Origin of the sequence: Dyadobacter frigoris, from assembly GCF_005280585.1 — a bacterium.
In the GTDB taxonomy this organism is placed as follows: domain Bacteria; phylum Bacteroidota; class Bacteroidia; order Cytophagales; family Spirosomataceae; genus Dyadobacter; species Dyadobacter frigoris.
The window spans coordinates 262,469-281,942 of sequence record NZ_SZVO01000012.1 but is presented as its reverse complement, the minus strand read 5'-3'; the positions used below and the strand labels follow the sequence as shown (position 1 = coordinate 281,942).

Annotated in this window: 28 protein-coding genes; 20 read left to right on the top strand and 8 right to left on the bottom strand. The window is 40.3% G+C overall.

Annotation, left to right across the window (positions count from 1 at the left end; translation table 11 throughout):
* On the bottom strand, positions 1–223 hold a 223-nt coding region (locus FDK13_RS24555; RefSeq protein ID WP_137342654.1), incomplete at its 3' end, for a transposase.
* A 93-nt stretch (positions 224–316) separates the two neighbouring features.
* Between FDK13_RS24555 and FDK13_RS24550 the strand changes: the two genes are divergently transcribed.
* The 4 genes from FDK13_RS24550 (at position 317) to FDK13_RS24535 (ending at position 4,208) form a co-directional block, all read left to right on the top strand.
* Positions 317–880, top strand: a complete 564-nt coding sequence (locus FDK13_RS24550; RefSeq protein WP_374756111.1) for a DUF4256 domain-containing protein — start codon at positions 317–319, stop codon at positions 878–880.
* 207 nt (positions 881–1,087) lie between these two features.
* Positions 1,088–1,726 carry a class I SAM-dependent methyltransferase gene (locus tag FDK13_RS24545; protein WP_137342652.1) on the top strand — a complete coding sequence of 213 codons (639 nt, stop codon included), beginning with the start codon at positions 1,088–1,090 and terminating at the stop codon, positions 1,724–1,726.
* Between the two features lie 368 nt (positions 1,727–2,094).
* The gene (locus FDK13_RS24540; RefSeq protein WP_137342651.1) at positions 2,095–3,534 is read left to right on the top strand and encodes an ABC transporter permease; all 1,440 of its coding nucleotides are present in this window, start codon (positions 2,095–2,097) and stop codon (positions 3,532–3,534) included.
* The gene (locus FDK13_RS24535; protein ID WP_137342650.1) at positions 3,531–4,208 is read left to right on the top strand and encodes an ABC transporter permease subunit; all 678 of its coding nucleotides are present in this window, start codon (positions 3,531–3,533) and stop codon (positions 4,206–4,208) included. Before FDK13_RS24540 ends, FDK13_RS24535 begins: the two co-directional genes overlap by 4 nt.
* A 230-nt stretch (positions 4,209–4,438) precedes the next feature.
* Here the strand turns inward: FDK13_RS24535 and FDK13_RS24530 are convergent, their stop codons facing one another.
* From FDK13_RS24530 to FDK13_RS24510, 5 genes are all read right to left on the bottom strand, one after another.
* Positions 4,439–4,945, bottom strand: coding sequence for a DUF5053 domain-containing protein (locus FDK13_RS24530; RefSeq protein WP_137342649.1), 507 nt, complete (start codon positions 4,943–4,945; stop codon positions 4,439–4,441).
* Positions 4,942–5,208, bottom strand: a complete 267-nt coding sequence (locus FDK13_RS24525) for a hypothetical protein (RefSeq protein WP_137342648.1) — start codon at positions 5,206–5,208, stop codon at positions 4,942–4,944. Before FDK13_RS24525 ends, FDK13_RS24530 begins: the two co-directional genes overlap by 4 nt.
* Before the next feature lie 69 nt (positions 5,209–5,277).
* A complete protein-coding gene (locus FDK13_RS24520) occupies positions 5,278–5,586 on the bottom strand; it encodes a hypothetical protein (protein ID WP_137342647.1) in 309 nt (102 codons plus the stop codon).
* 107 nt (positions 5,587–5,693) lie between these two features.
* Positions 5,694–6,602, bottom strand: a complete 909-nt coding sequence (locus FDK13_RS24515; protein ID WP_137342646.1) for a putative phage head morphogenesis protein — start codon at positions 6,600–6,602, stop codon at positions 5,694–5,696.
* On the bottom strand, positions 6,599–7,444 hold the full coding sequence (locus FDK13_RS24510) for a S24 family peptidase (RefSeq protein WP_137342645.1): 846 nt from the start codon (positions 7,442–7,444) through the stop codon (positions 6,599–6,601). Before FDK13_RS24510 ends, FDK13_RS24515 begins: the two co-directional genes overlap by 4 nt.
* Positions 7,445–7,583: 139 nt before the next feature.
* On the opposite strand from FDK13_RS24510, the gene FDK13_RS24505 reads away from it, so the two are divergent.
* The 16 genes from FDK13_RS24505 (at position 7,584) to FDK13_RS24435 (ending at position 15,653) form a co-directional block, all read left to right on the top strand.
* Positions 7,584–7,775: a hypothetical protein gene (locus FDK13_RS24505; RefSeq protein ID WP_137342644.1), complete on the top strand. Its 192-nt coding sequence runs from the start codon at positions 7,584–7,586 to the stop codon at positions 7,773–7,775.
* Positions 7,776–7,781: 6 nt separating this feature from the next.
* Positions 7,782–9,842 carry an integrase catalytic domain-containing protein gene (locus FDK13_RS24500; RefSeq protein WP_137342643.1) on the top strand — a complete coding sequence of 687 codons (2,061 nt, stop codon included), beginning with the start codon at positions 7,782–7,784 and terminating at the stop codon, positions 9,840–9,842.
* 26 nt (positions 9,843–9,868) lie between these two features.
* Positions 9,869–10,108: a hypothetical protein gene (locus tag FDK13_RS24495; protein ID WP_137342642.1), complete on the top strand. Its 240-nt coding sequence runs from the start codon at positions 9,869–9,871 to the stop codon at positions 10,106–10,108.
* Positions 10,109–10,170: 62 nt separating this feature from the next.
* Positions 10,171–11,097 (top strand): AAA family ATPase, encoded by a 927-nt coding sequence (locus FDK13_RS24490; protein WP_137342641.1) that lies wholly within the window; start codon positions 10,171–10,173, stop codon positions 11,095–11,097.
* Between the two features lie 42 nt (positions 11,098–11,139).
* Entirely contained in the window at positions 11,140–11,352 is a 213-nt protein-coding gene (locus FDK13_RS24485) for a hypothetical protein (protein ID WP_137342640.1), read from the top strand.
* A gap of 1 nt (position 11,353) precedes the next feature.
* A complete protein-coding gene (locus FDK13_RS24480; RefSeq protein ID WP_137342639.1) occupies positions 11,354–11,566 on the top strand; it encodes a hypothetical protein in 213 nt (70 codons plus the stop codon).
* Positions 11,567–11,568: 2 nt separating this feature from the next.
* A complete protein-coding gene (locus tag FDK13_RS24475) occupies positions 11,569–11,928 on the top strand; it encodes a hypothetical protein (RefSeq protein ID WP_137342638.1) in 360 nt (119 codons plus the stop codon).
* A gap of 9 nt (positions 11,929–11,937) precedes the next feature.
* Positions 11,938–12,192 carry a hypothetical protein gene (locus FDK13_RS24470; protein ID WP_137342637.1) on the top strand — a complete coding sequence of 85 codons (255 nt, stop codon included), beginning with the start codon at positions 11,938–11,940 and terminating at the stop codon, positions 12,190–12,192.
* Between the two features lie 37 nt (positions 12,193–12,229).
* A complete protein-coding gene (locus FDK13_RS24465; protein WP_137342636.1) occupies positions 12,230–12,682 on the top strand; it encodes a hypothetical protein in 453 nt (150 codons plus the stop codon).
* Between the two features lie 233 nt (positions 12,683–12,915).
* Positions 12,916–13,335, top strand: coding sequence for a hypothetical protein (locus tag FDK13_RS24460; RefSeq protein WP_137342635.1), 420 nt, complete (start codon positions 12,916–12,918; stop codon positions 13,333–13,335).
* On the top strand, positions 13,336–13,701 hold the full coding sequence (locus FDK13_RS24455; RefSeq protein ID WP_137342634.1) for a hypothetical protein: 366 nt from the start codon (positions 13,336–13,338) through the stop codon (positions 13,699–13,701). It begins immediately after the preceding gene.
* The gene (locus FDK13_RS24450) at positions 13,698–14,075 is read left to right on the top strand and encodes a hypothetical protein (protein WP_137342633.1); all 378 of its coding nucleotides are present in this window, start codon (positions 13,698–13,700) and stop codon (positions 14,073–14,075) included. The genes FDK13_RS24455 and FDK13_RS24450 overlap by 4 nt, the downstream gene beginning before the upstream one ends.
* Positions 14,072–14,524, top strand: a complete 453-nt coding sequence (locus FDK13_RS24445) for an LvrA C-terminal domain-related protein (RefSeq protein ID WP_137342632.1) — start codon at positions 14,072–14,074, stop codon at positions 14,522–14,524. The genes FDK13_RS24450 and FDK13_RS24445 overlap by 4 nt, the downstream gene beginning before the upstream one ends.
* A gap of 2 nt (positions 14,525–14,526) precedes the next feature.
* A complete protein-coding gene (locus FDK13_RS24440; RefSeq protein WP_137342631.1) occupies positions 14,527–15,039 on the top strand; it encodes a hypothetical protein in 513 nt (170 codons plus the stop codon).
* 93 nt (positions 15,040–15,132) lie between these two features.
* A complete protein-coding gene (locus FDK13_RS35555; RefSeq protein ID WP_170982907.1) occupies positions 15,133–15,294 on the top strand; it encodes a hypothetical protein in 162 nt (53 codons plus the stop codon).
* Between the two features lie 89 nt (positions 15,295–15,383).
* A complete protein-coding gene (locus FDK13_RS24435; RefSeq protein ID WP_137342630.1) occupies positions 15,384–15,653 on the top strand; it encodes a hypothetical protein in 270 nt (89 codons plus the stop codon).
* Between the two features lie 65 nt (positions 15,654–15,718).
* Here FDK13_RS24435 and FDK13_RS24430 read toward each other — a convergent pair whose 3' ends face one another.
* Both FDK13_RS24430 and FDK13_RS24425 read right to left on the bottom strand, forming a co-directional pair.
* The gene (locus tag FDK13_RS24430) at positions 15,719–16,522 is read right to left on the bottom strand and encodes a hypothetical protein (protein ID WP_137342629.1); all 804 of its coding nucleotides are present in this window, start codon (positions 16,520–16,522) and stop codon (positions 15,719–15,721) included.
* Between the two features lie 24 nt (positions 16,523–16,546).
* Complete coding sequence (locus FDK13_RS24425) at positions 16,547–19,474, bottom strand: collagen-like domain-containing protein (RefSeq protein WP_137342628.1); 2,928 nt, start codon at positions 19,472–19,474, stop codon at positions 16,547–16,549.

The following is a 19,474-nucleotide window of genomic DNA, read 5'->3' as shown; positions in this document are numbered from 1 at the left end:
AATACCTAAACGGCAAATTAGTCTGTTCCATGACCGTTCCGGCCCGCAAACTTTTACGGCTGTGGCACTTTTTACACTCAAATTTGTAATCGGTCTTCCTGAAATAATGCTCTGTACAGCCACATTTATGACAAACAACTCCAAGTTCCAAACGTTTGTTCTTAAATGCTTCAACGCAACTCGCTTCATCAGGGTATTTCTCGAAAAATTCACTCAGATTCATAGGAATATTGCGTTCAATTTAATACTACAATATACCTATTTTTATTCAATAGTACAAGTAACGGACAGTCATATAATAAAAAGCATGAAAAATATGGGTTACAAAAAAGAATTATCCACGGAACAAAGTCAAGAACTTCTCCAAACCTTAAAAGCCCGTTTTGAGAAAAACATGAGCCGCCATAAAGGAATCGAATGGGTTAAGGTCCGGGAAAAGCTGGAAGCAAATCCTGAAAAACTTTGGTCTCTTGATGAAATGGAAGTAACGGGTGGAGAGCCGGATATTGTTGGTTTTGATCAAAAATCGGGTGAATATATTTTTTATGATTGTTCGGTTGAAAGTCCGAGAGATCGCAGAAGTTTGTGTTATGATCGCGCAGCCTGGGAGTCAAGAAAAGCAAATAAACCAGAAAACACCGCTATGGATGTGGCAGCCGAAATGGGAATTGAGTTGTTAAATGAAGAGCAATATCAGGAGTTGCAGCAGCTTGGAAATTTCGATTTAAAGACGTCCAGCTGGTTGAAAACGTCTTCTGATATGAGGAAACTGGGCGGTGCGATATTTGGAGATCGCCGCTTCGGCCGTATTTTCATTTATCACAACGGGGCTGATTCTTACTACGCTGCCAGAGGTTTTCGTGGTGTTTTAAAGGTTTAATTATAAACAGGGATGTAGTTACGTAGTTATTCTTTTAGTTATTAAAATAAAAAATGGAAGAAAAGGAAAATACAGAAAACAGATCTCTGCGCATAAGCAGGTATCCATTTTCTGTTATTCGAACAAACGATCAAACAAATAAAAATCATCCCTCAATATCTAAAAACATTAACGGCAATTAGGAAAAATAAAATAGACAATTAAAATATGAGTGAAACGAATTTAAATGACTCCTGGACTTCCAGGTGGAACGAACGATATAGTAATGAAGGGTTTGCTTACGGAGAAGAGCCTAACAATTATTTAAAGGAAGAATTGACCAAACTACCTGTTGGAAAAATACTTTTTCCGGCAGAAGGTGAAGGACGAAATGCTGTTTTTGCAGCTAAACTTGGTTGGAATGTTTCTGCATTTGATATTAGTAGTGAAGGTAAAGGTAAAGCACTCAAACTTGCCGAGAAAAATAATGTAAGTATTGATTATCAGGTTGGAGAATTACAAACACTGAATTTTGAAAGTGAACAATTTGATGCCATTGCTTTAATTTATGCGCACTTTCCAGCCAATATTAAATCTCTTTACCACAAGACTTTTGACAAATATTTGAAAAAAGGAGGAACAATTATTTTTGAAGCATTTAGCAAAAAACACCTAGACTACATCGCTGCAAACGAAAAAGTCGGAGGGCCGAAAGATATAGAAAGCTTATTTTCAACGGACGAAATAAAATCTGATTTTGCCAATTATGAAATTATCGAATTGCTAGAAACAGAAATTGAATTAAAGGAAGGAATTTTTCACAATGGCAAAGGATCAGTGATTCGATTTGTTGGGCGGAAGAAATAAGACTGGTCTAAGAAGGGCAATTATGCCCTTTTTAGTATTAATAATTGCACAGCTTCATCCAGACTGGCGGAAATTTCATAATTCATTTCGCAAAAAATTCAAGTCTGGCTTTCATCAATTGATTAGTTCGGTATTTCAACATTCATGCCGGGCATTACGCTATAAATCCCAAATACAGTACATTCCGCGAGTTGGTAAAACTCCATAAAACGCTATTCCTGGTTCAGGCGACCAGGGAATAGCGTTTTTGTTTTTAAAAACCTGCACTTTATTTTCAAAAATATTTTATGCAACATAGATGCAAATACATGAAGTATTTGTTAATTCGCAACATTGTTGCATAAATAAAACGTTGTGCCAAATACATTATGGAGTTAAATTTTATTAAAATCATTGCAAAACAAGAGTGGAATTCCATCTTCAGGAGCAAAATTCCACTGGCTCTGTATGCAGTTCTCTTGACTGTTAGTCTGCTGGCTACTTTCACAGGCTGGCAGTACGTCAGCAAATTCAATCGGCAGCAGGAAGCTGCCCGTGACGAAGTCCATGAGCATTGGATGAACCAGCCCGAACGCCATCCCCACCGTGTGGCGCATTATGGATATCTGGTTTTTCGTGAAAAATCTCCGCTTAGTTTTTTTGATTTCGGTCTTGATAGTTATGCAGGAAATTCTGTTTTTCTGGAAGCACACCGGCAGAATACCGTTAACATGAGCGAAGCCGGTTTTTCCAACGGAATGCTTCGCTTTGGCGAGTTAAGTATGGCCATGGTTTTGCAGATTCTTGTTCCGTTGTTTATCATTTTCATCGGCTTTCATAGCGTTGCAGGCCTTAAACAAAACGGTGTACTCAAAATTCTGCTATGCCAGCGGGCATCTTATCTGGATATACTTTTGGGTAAAACATTTGGACTTACAGCCGTAATCTGGGTGTTATTTTTGCCCTTGCTTCTGTTCAGTCTGTTTGTCGGGATTGTGTCACTCGCGGGTAATTTCAGCTCCGAAAGTCTGATGCGCATCGGGATGATCGTTCTCTTATACGGTTTGTATTTCCTGATTATCACTATGCTCGTTGTAGCGGTTTCTGCCATGAGCTCAACTGCTAAAAACGCGCTGATGGTGCTGGTTTTAATTTGGATATTGTTTTTTATCGTTGTTCCAAAAAGTGCGCAGACACTTGGAAACACTCTTTATGAAGCTCCTGACAAAATTGCTTTTGAACATGCAATCGAACTTGATGTAAGCAAAGAAGGCGACAGCCATAATCCGGATGATCCGCATTTTGCACAGCTAAAATCATCAACGTTGAAGAAATATGGTGTCGACTCCATCGGCGCACTGCCTGTCAATTATGGCGCCCTTGTGATGCAGGAGGGAGAAAATATCAGTTCACGGATCTTCAACAAACACTACGATCAACTGATCAGCACCTATCAATCTCAAAATGAGGTTTCTTTCTTTTTAAGTTTTACGGATCCATATCTCGCCATCCGTAATATGTCCATGAACCTGTCCGGAACCGACTTCGACTCCTTCACTGAATTTCAAAAACAAACTGAAAAATACCGTTTTGACAAAACAAAAAGTATCAATGAAATTCATTTGACACGAATCAAATATAAAGACGATCGTAACCAGAAAGTGAGTACTAAAAACTGGCAGGAACAGCCGGAATTTCATTTTCAGCCTGTACCGATTATCCAAAATATTACCAACGGAGTCCTGAGCCTGACTGCTCTGATTATCTGGGTCGCAGCGGGATTTCTAGCCTTACATTTTATTTCTTCAAAACGCGCCTTTCAACTATGAAAATCAGTCATAAAGTATTGTTTCTGGAAACCAAAAATTTCCTTCTGGGCAAGACCGTGCTGATCGGTGCGCTATGTCTTGTGCTTTTTGGGATCTATGGATTTTATCATGGAAGCCAGGTTATTGATCGTCAGCAAAAAACAATCGATTCTGTTCCCGGTGTTCAAAAAAACCATCTGGAACAAATTGTGGAGCACGGAACAGGCAAACCGGTCAGTTCAACAGCCTATTATCCTTTTTTCTTTACTACAAATCCCGCATCACCTTGGGCAAAATTTGCCATCGGTCAGCGAGACGTAAATCCGTTCATGCTCAAAGTAAAAATGCTGGCCATCGAAGGACAATTGTATGATTCCGAGCTCACAAATCCACTGACATTACTGGTCGGAAACCTGGACGCTTCCTTTGTATTTATATTCCTATTCCCACTGCTGATTATTGCTTTTACTTATAATGTAATTTCGGAAGAACAGGAAAACGGCGTCTGGAAAATTGTTCGCACCACGACAGATAGTATCAGCGCGGCGATATTTAACAAGCTACTGATTCGTCTCTCGGTCATCCTTATCACGGCGCTGCTGTTATTTCTGGCGGCGGTTTTGTTCCTGCGGCTTCCACTCTCCTACCCTACTTTTCAGCTATTGTTTGTGCTGTTACTATACACGCTTTATTGAGGGGTTAAACTAAAAGTAAAAGAGAAGAGAGAAAAAAAAGGTGGATTTTGATTGATTATAAGGAAGTTATCCACATTTTGCCTTTTTAAATACCTCGAACCAAATGTAAAAAACTATTATCCATCTATAATTTTTGAGTGCAATTTAATCGGTATTTAAGTTCTATTTAAATATATGCGAAAAAAGGCGACCGATTGGCCGCCTTTTCCTTTAAATGTGACTGATTTATATTATTGTGCAAGTAAATCAGCCGTTTCTATCAATAATTGCGCCTTTAAGCGTAGATAGTCTGCTAGCTTGGTCTTTTGCTCTTGGTTGAATTCTGCGGGTTTTCCGTTTATAGTATTGCCGTTTAAACGCTGATAAAACCATGTTCTATCGCGCGCGAAACAGTCAGCAGCTACAAATGAGCCGTTTAGCAGCTCAAAAACCTTTTTTAATTCCAAATCTGATTCCTTAGGCTCTTTTCTTAAAGCTCCTATTTCTTCCAATGTTATGTATTCATCAGTATGGCCTTCGTGGTAATACCATCGGACAAGCTCCTTTAAATAACTTTCCGGTGCTTCTCCGAAATTGTTTAAATCTTCGATTTCACGTACGTAATACGTTAAATCATACAGTTTTACTGGTCTTCCAACTTCTGGATTATCGGTGAGCTGAAAAATATATCTTGGGAACTGACTTCTGTAAATCAAATTCCTGTCGTCTTCGTCGTCAATACAGATAAATTTTTTCATTCTTCGATGGGCTGAGCATTGATGACATAAACATAACCTTCTGGCATTACAGGTCTGAAAACTTCTATTGCCCTGTCTGTCAGTTCTGCCAGTGTAAGAATTCTGCCGTTAACAACCTCTGTTTGTGCGATTGTTACCCGCAAAGTGTCTCCTAGTGGCTCTGTGTCAATTTTAATTTTTGCAAACCTCATGTAATTATTAACAGAAGTTTCAATTCTTTCAATGTTTTCAGCCGAAAACGGCACTTGTCCCAAGTTTAACATGGTTTTTTATATTAAAATATGATATAAAAATATATTGTTTAAAGGTTGGGGCTTTCGCCCCTTCCTTTGTTATAATCTGATTTCCTGTAAGTTATCCAGATCGAAGATTGCTATTTGCTCGTTTTCGATTCCGAATTTTATTGCTTCTTCTTTGTCTGTGAACACTTTGCAGCTATCAAAGTAAAAACTGCCTTTGTGATACCATCCGCCGAACACGTTGTCATTATAACGCGCGTGGGTGAATGCTTTCACAAAGCCTTTAAGGCCGAAAGCGTTTTGAGTTGAGGAATGAGCAACGATAATGCCGCTTTTTACTGGTTGAAGGCTTTTTAGATCGTAAGTAAAGCCGTCTTTTAGGGAAGAAATAAACTTAAACATTGTTTTCTAGCGGTCTTTATAGTGTCGCTGTCACTGTTAACGTCATCAGTGTGATGACATTACAAAGATAATAATCATTTGATTATTATCAAGCATTTATTGAAACTTTATGAAAATATTTTACCTATTTTCCCCCAAATAGAAACCTTTGGTTCGACTATTTTTTGAGGATTGATAGACACGGTATATGGTGTTTTCGGCTCAGGAGCTAACCTTTCTTTGGCATACTTAACAAAAAGTTGATCCGAAAGTTTATCGATTTCCTGTTTTTTTAGAGGGTCTAACTGGTAATAGATATGCTCCTCTGTAAAAATCCGTCCTGTCAAGGCTGAATTGTGGCCCAATGCAGGATTTAAATTTAATGAAGGGAATTGTAAGGTTAAATTTTCATCATGATTCAACTGAACCACATCTAACCGGTTAAAATCGTTTGGCGGGTAAAAAGTATTCCAAAAAGGGTCATTAAACGGTCTAATGATCAATAAATCATCTTCTTTTGCATTTTGACTACTTACTCGTAGCTCTAAATTTGGATAGATGTGAGTAGAAATTTCATCTTTCAAATAACTTCGAGTTTTATAAATTATTGAGCGTATTGTGGCCAATTCTAATTCAATCCACTTCTTATTAAAAAGATTATTTATTGTTAGACATTCTTCTGAAAAGCTTTCTAAGTCCTTTGCCTTATCAATAAGTTCGACTAAGTATTTTGTATGCCAAAATGCTCTGTACGTGTTAAATCGGCATATGTCGCGCTGTAAATTCAAGTAAATAAGGCTGTTATCATTAGCAATTTCCCGGAAAATATCAAGTATAGGTGATATTAGTTCCTTGTAATGGTGCAAGAAAATGTCTTCCTGAACGAGTGGGTTAAGTTTTTCTTTGTAGATTTTTTCTGATATGTGGGAGAATTGCTGTTGGTACTTATAATTTCTATTTTTTTGAATGGAATTGGTTTCGTCTCCATCGCCAAAATACATTGTGTTGACCAGATTACTAAATTCGGTTAAGTTCATAAGGTTTTATTTTTTCCTTGAATATCATCCAATCTATCTTCTAATCGCCTGATCTGTTCCTGCATTATAGCCGGTTCATTAGGGAAATTAAAGCTTATACGGCAACGAACCTCAAATAGGGATGCAATATCTTCTGATTCGACGTTAAATGATGGAACTGTTTTATTATCAGACTTGCAACGCAAGAAACCTACCTCTTTAAGCCGGTTTCTTACCCGTTTTATTTTAATACCATCTGTTTTTGTTGATATTACATATATATGCTCATTTTTTACTTCCTGCCATTCCCCTGGATCAATAAATCTTCCAATTACCCAATCACCGTCATATAATGTCGGGTGCATACTGTCATTTCGGACCTTAAAGCCTAAAAATTTGCTACCCCATCCGAGCATCGTTGCAGGAAGATTAATTTTAATATGATCCTTATCATCACCGCTTAAAATTCCTGAGATTCCGGCAGCTGCTTCATGTTTAGTCATAATGACTTCTTTCGTTAGCTCGGAGTTATATGGAAGATAAGGGTTTGCTATATTTTGTACACCTAATTTTTTACTTTTCGAATTAGGTGTACTATTAGGTGTACTTATTAGGTGTACATTTTCAATTTTGCTTCCAGATTTAGTACTATCCTTCAACATTTCGCCTGCACCTGTAATCAGCCATTCTAAATTAAGCTGCGGATAATTGGAGACGATTTTCTCCAATATTTCAACTCCAACCGTTTTCCCATTCTTGATGGGCTTATAAATCGATCCTTTTGTGGCGCTAATAAGCGTTTCAAAAGAGGTCGGAGTTTCCCTAATCGATTTTATAAAGGTTTCTAAACGGTTTGAAAACATAAAGTGTAAAATTTTCTACTTTTTATTTTGACGGAGAATATTTTCTACCCATCTTTGTCCTGTTGTCACGCAAAGACGTGACAAAGTAAAGGAAAGTTTTTGAAGAATTGGAGAAAATTTTGAGTTAACGGTAAATGCAATGACTGTACTGAGAGATAAACTAAAACGCGGAGATCTGGCTGTAATCGCAACAATTGCGGGAGTTAGCTATGATACTGCACGACAAACTTTAAGTTCTGGCAGGCGAAATAACAAGGCAGTTCAGCAGGTTGCTGCGGAGCTAATTGCTGACCGGGAAAAATTATCTAAAAAGTTTCAAAAGAAAGCTTAGAATACGATGCGAATCCTACTTGGAGAAGTTTATTTAACTTATAAGAACCTACTTGATGTTGGTGTTGGCATGGATACCATTAAAACTGGTATAAAGCGCAAATCCAAAATTTGGCAGGCGATGAAAGATCCTACCGATGGTAGGGTTAAGTTAATACGCTTTTCTACATTAAAGGAAGATGTAAAAAATGATGTTCGCGCCGATCTATGTGGCGGTTTAGAGCCGGACGAATGGCTTGCAATGTTGGAAGAACAGGCAAAGCAAGATATTCAGTTAGGCAACCGGGCTGCGTTGATTGATAAAGTTGCTGATATGTGTACAGAAGGTTATAGACAATACCTTCATTTATATAGAGGAGCTGAGCCGCGTCAACAGCGAGTACTGGGACGGGCTGCCGGTATTATTGAGATAACAGCAGCTTGGTACAAGTCGAATAATATCAGTTGGAAATCTTATGAGCCGGTTAAGCAAGTGGCTGATTGGGTAACGCAGCATAAAGACGAATATTTCTATCTGAAATATCTGCCAATGAACCCAACCAGGTTAATTGAAAAGGTTCGTGAACGTGGCGTGGATGGAAAGGAACTGAATGAGGTTATCACGCTTCCACGGTCGGAAAATGATAACCGTTCAACTAAGAAAAAGGAAATGTGGTGGCAAGCCGCTGCAATTAAATTGAGCGTAAGTGGCAAAAATATGACACAGAGCGCTATTACCCGCAAATTGCGTGAATTGGCCGATGTGGTTGGTCAGGAGGCACCGAGTGAAACGACTGTAAGGAATCTTTTACGTGAAACCAATTTCCTTACGGCTGACAAACGGATGGATATCAATAATAAGGCATTACAGCGGTATCGTACCAGTATGCCACGGCTTGAATCCATGTATCCGGGTGAATGTTGGGAAATGGATGGTACGCGGGTGCAGCTTGCACCTCACAGGACTGTCGATGGTTTAAAGTTTCTTTACGTGGTGGTTTGTCGTGACGTATATAGCGGCGCGTACTTGGGTTGGCACTTCTCAACTTCGGAAAGTGGCCACTCGTACAGAATGGCGCTAAAAATGGCCGTAAACCTAACGGGTAGAGTTCCTTACGAACTTAAACACGATAGATTTCCGGGTCATAACACACAGGAAATTGAGCACTTGTTCAAAGGGCTTAATGAAATGGGCGTTAAACTGACAGTAACCAGTAAAGCAACCGGGAAACCAAACGTTGAACGCGCGTTCCTGACTTTACAGCAAGTATTTGAAAGTGAACATCTTGCATACTGGGGACAAGGTATTAAATCAAGCATGGCAACGGCGCATCCAACGGAAGCTTACCGCTACCAGGTTAGCCGGGAATTAAAGAATAGCGGATGGGATTTTGATGCTGCCTGGATGGCTGAATGTGGTGTTATTGCTGCTTACAATCATACTCCTTTGAGCAAATACAGCCGCAAACATGCCAAGGTAGATGTTTCACCGTGGCAAATGTACCAAAACGCTGAGGATGAAGCGAAAGGACGCAAATTAGAGGTGTTTGAAATTGCGGATCTGTTCTGGCCGAAACGCGAGGAAGGTATCCGGAACCGCTGTATTAAAATGGTTCTGAAAGGTAAAACATATCGTTATGACCTGATTGATACTACTCATTACCATATTTTGGCTGAATACCAGGCACCTAATGTGAAGCTTACTGTAAGATATGAGCCTTTTGACCTAAGCAAAATAATGCTTTTTGACAGTGAGGGTAATTTCCTTGCGGAAGTGGTTGAACAGGAAAGTATTAATCTGTACGGAGCTGATGCAGAATGGAATAAGGCTGCTGATTGGAAAGCTAAGAACAAAGCAATTGATGTCAGACGTAAGGAGGATCTGGATACTTATTTATCATTCCTGCCGGAAGAGGCGGCGGCTATGCTTCCTACAAAACTGAATAAAAAAGTGAGTGAGGATGCTCAAACGGCCTATTTGCTCAATAATGATGAATGGAATCTTGGCAAAGTTCAGGAAAAGAAAAAAGTGAAGGTTTCCACCATCGATGATTTTGACGCTGATGCCTTTGCTCAGAGCCAGTACTGATTTGTAACACTTAAATACTACTATAAATGAGCATTTTAGAATCTATTCATCACTTTAATTCCGGGTCATTGATCACGGTGAAAGACGGTCAGTTAAGTACTGCCTGGATGGTTTTGGATAACAAAATTAAGTTTCTGGAAGTCGTCCTTTTAAACGGAATGGCTGCACCTGGTGTTCAGGCAGATCTTCGCGAATACAAAATAGTGAAAGACGAGATTGCCCGGTTAATGGAGCAACGCAGAACAAAAGAGCATTACACAGCTTAAAACAAAACCCTGACCGTTCGGCCAGGGCATGAGAGAAACACCAATACAAACCCAATATACAAATGATTAGCGAACAAAAGAAAAACGAGATCGTTAGCGCGATCGTCGCGGAAAGAAGTCTGCTTGGCAGCATGAACAAGGTGGCTAATAAACTGGGAATTAACGCTGGTACGATCAGCCATAACCTAATGAAATCGGAAAACTGGCATAACGTATCTGAAAAGATGTGGACTGGCATCGCTGCCGATTTAGGAATTAGCCTGGTTAACCGTGGTTGGAATATTGCCCAGACCAACAACCTGAAAATTATGCATCGTACACTGGCCGATGCTCAGCGTGAAGCGCTATTTATGGCTGTTAGCGAAAAGGCAGGATCTGGCAAAACTTCAAGTATTGCTGACTTCGTGGCCAAGGATCAAAATAGCTCTGTTTATTCTCTTCAATGTGAGGAATGGAGCCGCAAAGGATTCCTTATTCGGTTGGCTAAGGAAGTAGGTGTTGAAGCCGGGAAGTATGACAGCGCGGAAGATATCACTGAGGGAATTGTCCGCTTTTTCAAGCAACGTGCAAAGGACTGTTCACCACTGCTGATTCTGGATGAAGCGGACAAATTGAAACCGGCTGCAAAACGCTTCCTGATCCCGCTTTACAACAGACTGGAAGATGAAATCGGCCTTGTGTGCTGTGGTACTGAAAACCTTGAAAAGGAGATTAAAAACGGGGTTAGGAAAGCTGAAAAAGGCTATGACGAGATTGACAGCCGGTTGGGTAGAAACTTCGTGCACCTGGTTGGTTCGCTTCGTTCAGATGTGGAATTGATCTGCCAGGCAAATGGCATTACTGAACGCGATACCGTTGACCGGATATTTACAAAATGCAAGCCGATCACTAAAAGCATTAACGGCAAGTTTGTCGAATGCGTTGAAGACGTCCGGGCCGTGAAAAGGGCTATTAAGGCCGAAAAATTGAGACTTGCCAACGCTGCTTAAACACTTTTAAACAATCACTTAAACACTTTAAATAAACTTTTCATGAATCAATCATTTAACAAAGTGTCCAGCGGGCGTATTAAAGCTGCCCAGGCCCTTATTACAAGTGGAAATTACATTTTGATCACAATCAATTCAGAGCGCAATGTTGCAGGTGGCAACGTTGACACCTTTTCAGATTTGCCTTTGGAAGTACAAAAGGAAGTAATGACAAAGGTAGTTGAGTGTAGAGATGCTGTCCGCAACGATAACTAAAATGGCCAACGGACTACCGGAAGCAACCCTTTCCAATGAAGGAAAAGAGGCTGCGATCCAAAGTGTAACAGATTCAGAAGATTACGTGGTGTTCACAATTAATTACCAGGGAAATAAGCCAGGAATAAGCTGTAATACCAACCTGCCACAGGATGTTTTCTACGATTTTATTGAAAGAGCAATACCAGGTTTTTTACCATCTAAACAAGGCTAATTATGGAACGCTTAGGAATTTTAGAATTAACAGAAATTACTGCAACTGATCGTCAGGCAGAAGCAATTGCAATGGTAGAAGCCGCAAACCTGACTAATCAGGAAATGTTTTTGACCGTGATGCGTAACGACTTTGAAAAGATCCTGGAAGGATTTACAGGCGTGTATCTACGCGATTATCAGTATCAGATTGTCCCTAACGAATTGATTCCTGCCATTAAAGAAATCAGCCTGCATGGATTTAGCGATGTTCCGGAAGATCACGAGCTGTTTTTGTTTGTGGACTGGTTTACGGCAGAAGGCCGGGCGGTTGGTCGTGAAATTCTGGAAATGGTCACGAACTGGCTTGAAGAGCACCTTTAACCGATGGAAATGCTTCAACATTCACAATTTATCGAGGCCGGTTTTGAACAGGAAGTGGTCAAGCAATGGGATAATAACGGGGGATTTAAGGAAATGTTTACTAGCCGTTTTCTTGGAACTGATACGGAGCCGGTTGCTTACATCGAAAATAGTTTAAGCGTCTTCTATGGCAGGATTGGAGCCTTACAATGGAAGCTAACCAATCAGGCAGAACTTGACCAGTTTACCAATAAAATAGTACCAACATTCTGTGATTTAAAATAACAATTTAAACCAAACGCGGCGGCGTAACGCTTTTAAAATGGCTAAGAAAAGCACAACAATTAAAGACAAAGGATTAGAAGTAAAAGTGGTTATTGATCAACTGGATGTTGAAGTTGCCCAGTATCTGGCACTGAAAGAAGCTGCCGGTGCAATGGCTGTCAAAATGAAGGATTTGAAAGAGCGTATTGATGCACGTATCGCATTTGAAAAGCCTCCTTTTGTTGATGGAGAACTGGTTCTAACTACCGGAATTGTCAAAGAAGTAATGGGAACGCCAAAACTTGTCTGGGCTAAAAACGGCAAAAGCCTGACGCCAAAGGATCGGGAAATTGTCGCTAATGACATGACTGATCAGTATTTGAATGTTGATCTGAACATCAAAATGATCTGCCAGAATGCAGATACGGACGCGGATTTAAGACAAGTTCTTGCTAAGTATAATATTAGCCAGGAGCAGGATATCAGACTAGACGTTAAGGCTCTAAAATGATCCGCGCTATTAAAATTATCCTGGGCGGCCTGTTTGGCATATCGGCAATATTGGCCGCCCTGATTCTTATCATCATTTACCCGGCCATCTGGCTGTTTTCAGGTTCTTCAAAATGAGATACAGAACGTTTGTTTTTAATCACGAGGTATGGTGGATCTGCGACAACTGCGGCCATCAGTTTGATATGAGAATGGGAATTTGTCAGAATTGTAAAAAGGTTTTCTACGCTTAAAATGCAAAGACTTAAATCGCAAAACGAAAGATTTCACGGCCTGATTGGCAAATTAAAACTTGATCGGGACGAAAAGAAAGAATTAGTCAGGGAAGTAAGTGCCGGACGCTGCACTTCATCCAAAGACCTGACAGCTCACGAAATGGCAAGGGCCATTGATATGCTTTCCGGAAGTTTCGACGCCCGTGTGGCTAAAATGCAAGCCAAGGCACGCGCCATCGCCAACGATATCGGAGCTTTGAAAATGAAGGATGGTAAAGTAGATTATACGGCTTTAAATACCTTCATTTTGAAGACCTGTAAGAAACCTAACCTGTTTCAGCTCGACTATAAAGAGCTAGTTGTGTGCATTACGGCACTGGAAAGATGGCGGGATTATCGCACTAAAAAGATGGTTAATGAGGCTTTAAAAACTGTTTAAATGGAACGTATAAATAAGATTACAGTAAAACCACTGCCTATTGAAAGGCCAAGTCCAATATTGGTCAGTGTCAGCAAATCAGGAGGATTCAGATTGACAAAAGGGCTTTATGAATTAATGGGAAGTCCTGAATATGTGGAGTTTGTTTTTAATAAAGGTGAACTCTTTATTATGCAATCATCGGAGGAAACAGGATTTAAGATAACAGTAAATTTAAAGTCCATGAATTTTACTTTTTCATGTCGTCCGGCTTGCAAACGTTTCTTTAATCTGCAACCTCAAAAGGCAATTGTATTTACAGAGCCTGTTGTCCAAGATATTGACGGACTAATGACACCGCTCTATCAAATCAAACTGCCCGGATGAACAAATTAGTAATAAACCTTACGCCCCAGGAAACAAAAATACTGGCTGAAATCCTGGGGCTGATATTGACTGGCAGCGATGTTCATGCGCTTAAAATTCAATTGATGCACGGCAAAATGGATTATCTATTATTCAGCTGTGTGCATGATTTGTATAATCGCCTGGATTCAAAAACAAAGGAGATCCAGGCATTTGGCCACAAACCCGGAAAGTCGGTAAAAGTGTTTTTAAAGCGTCATGAGGCACTTGCATTATTTATGCTGTTCAATGATGCCAAGCCAGAAAATGAAAGTCATTTACCCGCGATTCCTGATCACACAATGAACATGATCAGAACCATGAGAGGCGAAATTCATAAACATTATTTAGTATGAGCAAATTTATAGTAACAAGTTTCGACGATGAAGGAAAAGAGCTGTCTATGACGCTCGAATATAGCAATACAGGGTTTCATTTTTTAAAATCCTGGAATGTTGTGGGTGACTGGCCGGGTATGATTTGGCGGTGGATCTGGGCACATCCACCGTATACCAGGGAGGTTCTTTTTACCTGGCGTGAAAATGCCCTGATCCGGGAAGTCAAAGAGGTTCCGGAAGATTTGACTTTTGCAGTTTTTTGGGACGCTTACGATTACAAGGTTGGCGACAGAAAGAAGGCTGAGAAGATTTGGAACGCAACGAGTGATGCCGATAAGATGGCAGCGATGGCAGCCTTACCACGGTACAAATATTGGCTTTTAACAAATACAACGCCGATGGTTCACGCCACTACATATTTGAATCAAAGAAGGTATGAGAATGAGTTTATTATTAAAAAAGGATAACTATGGAACCTAATTTTGAAGTTACACAAGAAATGATAAACGCTGTACCAAAAAAGGTAATGAGACGTTTTAACCCTATTCTCGAACTGCTTACAGGACTGCTTAAAAAAAGAGATTCATTCTACTACGGCAGCACAAAACAAAAGCAGATCATGTATAGCCAGGTGAGTAAAATCACTAATTTCTTTCATACCGAGGTCTGTAAATTCGCCATAGATTTTTATTATGATACGGTGACCGAAAAGAACAAAGCTTACGGTTTTCAATTGGAAATTAACGGGCATCTTGACTTTGTGGATTTGCGTATATTTGACAAAACAACCTGTGAGGGCATTTTTGGCAAAGCAACAAAGTGGCTGTCAACTGAGGACGTTGATAACCATGATGCAGGTTTTGTACTAAAAATATTAAATGAAAGGCTGCTGCAACTATTAGAATACCGTCAAGCGTTCCATTATTACATCAACCAAAAAGAAGATATTAAAATTACTGATCCTGAACCCTTTGCATTTTAGGATTATATGATTGAATTTTACAACAAAGAATAACCCTGCAAATATCAGCGTATGCCGGTTAAGGAGATTAAGAGGACTGAAAGACGAGCGAGATTGAGTGAACGTAATGAAAAGATCAGAACCTACTATAAAAAGAGGTTTGAAGGCGGCTACCGCAATGATTTTATTATAAAGGAAATGATATCAATGTTCGCTTTGGATGCTTACACGCTTGAAGCTATCGTGTATAAAAAGAAGCCGTATAATGATTTTTAAGGTTAAGAGGAGAGGATTGTTTAAAAGCCCTGGCGATTGTGCCAGGGCTTTTTTTGTTATATTTAGCGAATATTTAATACTATTCGATTATGCCGCTATTTACAGACCTTATTACCGTAGTGTATGGATTATCAAATCAATCCGCTGATTACATTGCCAGAACTTATGACCGTCACCAGATAGGGCCGTTTCTTGCAAAAAAGATTGAGGACAAGGAATACCAAAGGACATTAGATGCACCTGGATTTGAGTTTATTGAAAAGCTTGGGGATCGAGAGCATAAAACACATGCCTTTGTTTTTAGGGCCGGAAGTGATCGTGCAGAAGTTTTGTCTTATAGTGGGAATGGGATTGGATGAAATTATTAGAGAAAAGCCCTGGCGATTGTGCCAGGGCTTTTCTCTAAAATGAAATAACAAATTTACTAGACTAGCAAAGCCGCCATTAAATTTGATTGCAGACTTGCAAAAGATGCAAGTTCGACTTCTGTCAAATAATCACCAAATGAAAATAGACTATGAGAGCACATCGCTAATCCTGCCGTACCTGTTAGCGCGTTACCTCCGATAATCAACTGAAAGTCATTAGCTCCTCCAACTGTTGTTATTGTTTTACTCGCAAGCACACCGTTAACAGATGCATTTAGCTTCCCTAGGCTACTACTAACAGAACCGATCAGAGGTCCGATTGACATTCCAAGACCCGCTACTGTGGCATTGTCTGCACTTGAATTCACTCTGAATCCAGCAGCATCAGGATTAATAACATAGCGTCCTAATATGTGGTTGGTTGCGCTTTGAGCAACGGAATAGCGTCCAACGACATTAGAGGATGGTATTGTTGAAGTGTACGCAGCAACGTGGTTTTCTTTAATGTTTTTTAAAAAGGGAACTTGCCATCCAAGGTTAAAGAACACACCTTTTGCATCGTAGACAGCATCCGTTGTAGGAAAATTAATATTGTATGCAGGAGCTACCAAATTAACACCCCCTTCAACTCGACCAAAACACGGTAAGAAAAGATGTGTTATCTTAGAATAAAATCCAGCACTTTTTACTCCCTTAAAAAAATCATTTAAAGCTCTTTTTTTCGCATAAGGAAGAGATGCGAGTGTGGTTGGAATCTGTGCGATATAAGCAGCGGCGGCGGCATCCCAAACTATTGGGACTTCAACCTTACTTCCGATGTTATTGACACTTGCATCTGCGTCTTTGATTATGAAAATCATAATTATATTATTTAGTAATTGAAATTAAATGATTGTTTCAAAAATTGGGCACCAATTGTCTACTCTTTTTATTACGCCTTCACAATCTATCTTTACGTTATCACCTTGGGAATCACGCAAGTTTCCACCACTTGATCGGCCTCCAATTGCATAACTTAGTGTTAGACCGACGGGATTTTGAGAACAGAAGATATTAACAGTGTCGCCATGACTTAAAGTTACGTTCGTAATAATATCTGCCGAGCCGTTTTTCAAAACGAAGCCTTTATGCGTGGGCAAAGTTGTATATAGAACATTTACTGATTCATCCCAAATTAGAGGTTTTACCGGCACATTCATTTTGCAAATTATAATCCACACTGTACTCGCTTCATTTTTTTGAATCATGTATGAAGCAATACCGATAGGCTGCATTTTAATTTTATCAACAATCGCCCTTTTTATGACAACGCCAATGGCTGCATACATTACCCGAAATCCATTAGAAGTTAAATGCACTGTGTCTGCGTACTCATATTGATACATGGCAGTCCCGAAATGCACGTAACTCTTTTCTTTGGCTAATTTTAATTGTGCTAGTGGCGGGCCAGTGGTCGCCCCTGGTCTAACGGGGTAAGAAGCCATTTGATAAACAAAGAACTGAACGTCATTGGTTTGCCCAGTGATTGCCTTTATTGTAGTATTTAAAGAAGTGAAAAGCGTATCAAGCTTATTGTAAAACACTTCAATTGTATTATTCGCGTCATCACCGTTTTCACCTTGTATGTAACAAAATGCAGGAACATTGTAAGTCTTCCCTTCGGCCATTGCCATTTCTTTTGATCTCTTGATAGATTCAATCAGGCGCTTGTAATAAATTTGAGTCTGATCCGTCAGAAGTGCATAGCTGGCACCTCCTGTTCCAGGCGCACTTACAATAGGAAAAAAACCTTGATCAGAGACAGCAATTAAGTTTTCGTCACGAATTAACTCCGTTAAAATTTTTGAAATTGCCTTTCCTGACTCATCGCCACTTGTAGGCATAGGAATGAACCCAGTTCCATAAAAAGTATCTGCCGCCCCTGCTGTATCTGGATTATAATTCGTTAAAATCCCGCCTTTGTGCGTTCTGGCGTTATAAAGGGTTGTCGGAACAGCAAAGCTTCCCATTACAGATAAACTTTGTCCATATACAATAACGTGAACATAATCTGCATATAGCTCTACTGTGGTAAACTTGCCGGAGTTGTTCTTTTTTAAACTATCCTTTATGGAAGTAATGGTATCCAGTTCTGCTTTACGTCCCACCCAATTAATTCCATTTGGGGTTGTTTCAAAAAATACGTTCCCATCCATGTCAGAAGCAACTAACCTATCATTGCTATTTAGAATTAATTGAGTGGTTTTATCAATAGCCACTTGCGCTGATGCCATTAAGGCCAATTCCGCTGCTCGCCCGACCCAATTAATTCCGTTGGGGGAAACTTCAAAAAATACGTTTCCTAACGGATCGCAGAAAGACATTTTGTCTGTGTTGGATGTTAAGATATTTTTTGTTTTTTCTTTGAAATCAACAGCGTCCAGTAATTCAGCTGATCGGCCAACCCAATTAATTCCACTTGGACTGATTTCACAAAATACGTCTCCATTTGAATCGGCAAGCGTAAATGTTCCTGTGGCCGATTGAGTGAAAATATCTTTAAGGGCAGACGCGCTAGCATATGTTGCTATCAAAACAGAAGTGTTTACGTCTATTCGTCTAAATTCAAAGGCTGCAATTTCGCCAGTTCCCTGAACCTTAAATGCTTGTCCATCTGCAACAGCAGCTCTACCCAAAGCCTCGGTTGTATAAACACCAGATTGTATTAATGCAGCATCGGCAGATAAAGCCGCTGACACTTTATAGGCAAGTGAATTATTTTCGCTAGCCTTGGCGTTTCCCTCACTGATACCTGCGGCTACTTTGCTTACTTCAGCATCGGCAGCCTTAGCACCGGCATCAATTGACGCTTCTAGTGATACTCCTGCGGAAACTCCTGCTTCGCCACTTTTAGTGATAACTATTGCCGTTTGTGAATTAACGGTTTGAAGATTTTCCCCAACTGTACGCTTATCATCATAGACATTTTGAGCCAAGGTTTGCAGATCCTGTGTAACGATTCCTGGCGCTCCCTGATCACCTTTATCACCCTTTGCTCCGGAAGAACCAATCGGGCCTTGTGATCCGGCTACACCCTGTATTCCTTGGATACCCTGGTCACCTTTGGCACCTTGTGGCCCAGTGTTTCCTATATCACCTTTTGTGCCGATTATACCCTGAATTCCTTGTATACCTTGGTCACCTTTTTCACCGCGCGGGCCAGTGTCGCCGGTTTCACCCTTAACACCAGAAATACCCTGGATGCCCTGAATACCCTGATCGCCTTTGTCTCCCTTGGCACCAGTGTTGCCAGTATCACCTTTTGCACCCTGGATGCCCTGAATTCCTTGAATGCCCGGATCTCCTTTTTCACCTTGGGTACCAATATTGCCAATTTCGCCTTTTTCGCCTGGTATACCCTGAATGCCCTGAATACCTTGATCACCTTTGTCACCTTTGGAGCCGGTGTTGCCAGTGTCGCCTTTTACACCCTGAATTCCCTGGGTTCCCTGATCGCCCGTTTCGCCTTTATCGCCCTTAGTTCCGGTGTTGCCAATCTCACCTTTGGAACCCTGAATGCCCTGAATTCCCTGTATTCCCTGATCGCCTTTATCACCTTTCGGGCCAGTGTTTCCAGTGTCGCCTTTAACACCAGGTATACCCTGAATTCCTTGGTTTCCCTGGTCACCTTTGTCACCTTTGGCACCTGTTGAACCGGCAGGGCCACTGTTGCCCGGTTCGCCTTTATCACCTTTTACACCGGTTTCTCCCTTTGGCCCCTGGAATAAAACTGGCGCTTCAACTCTGTCGTCGTGAATTATTTCAATGTACAT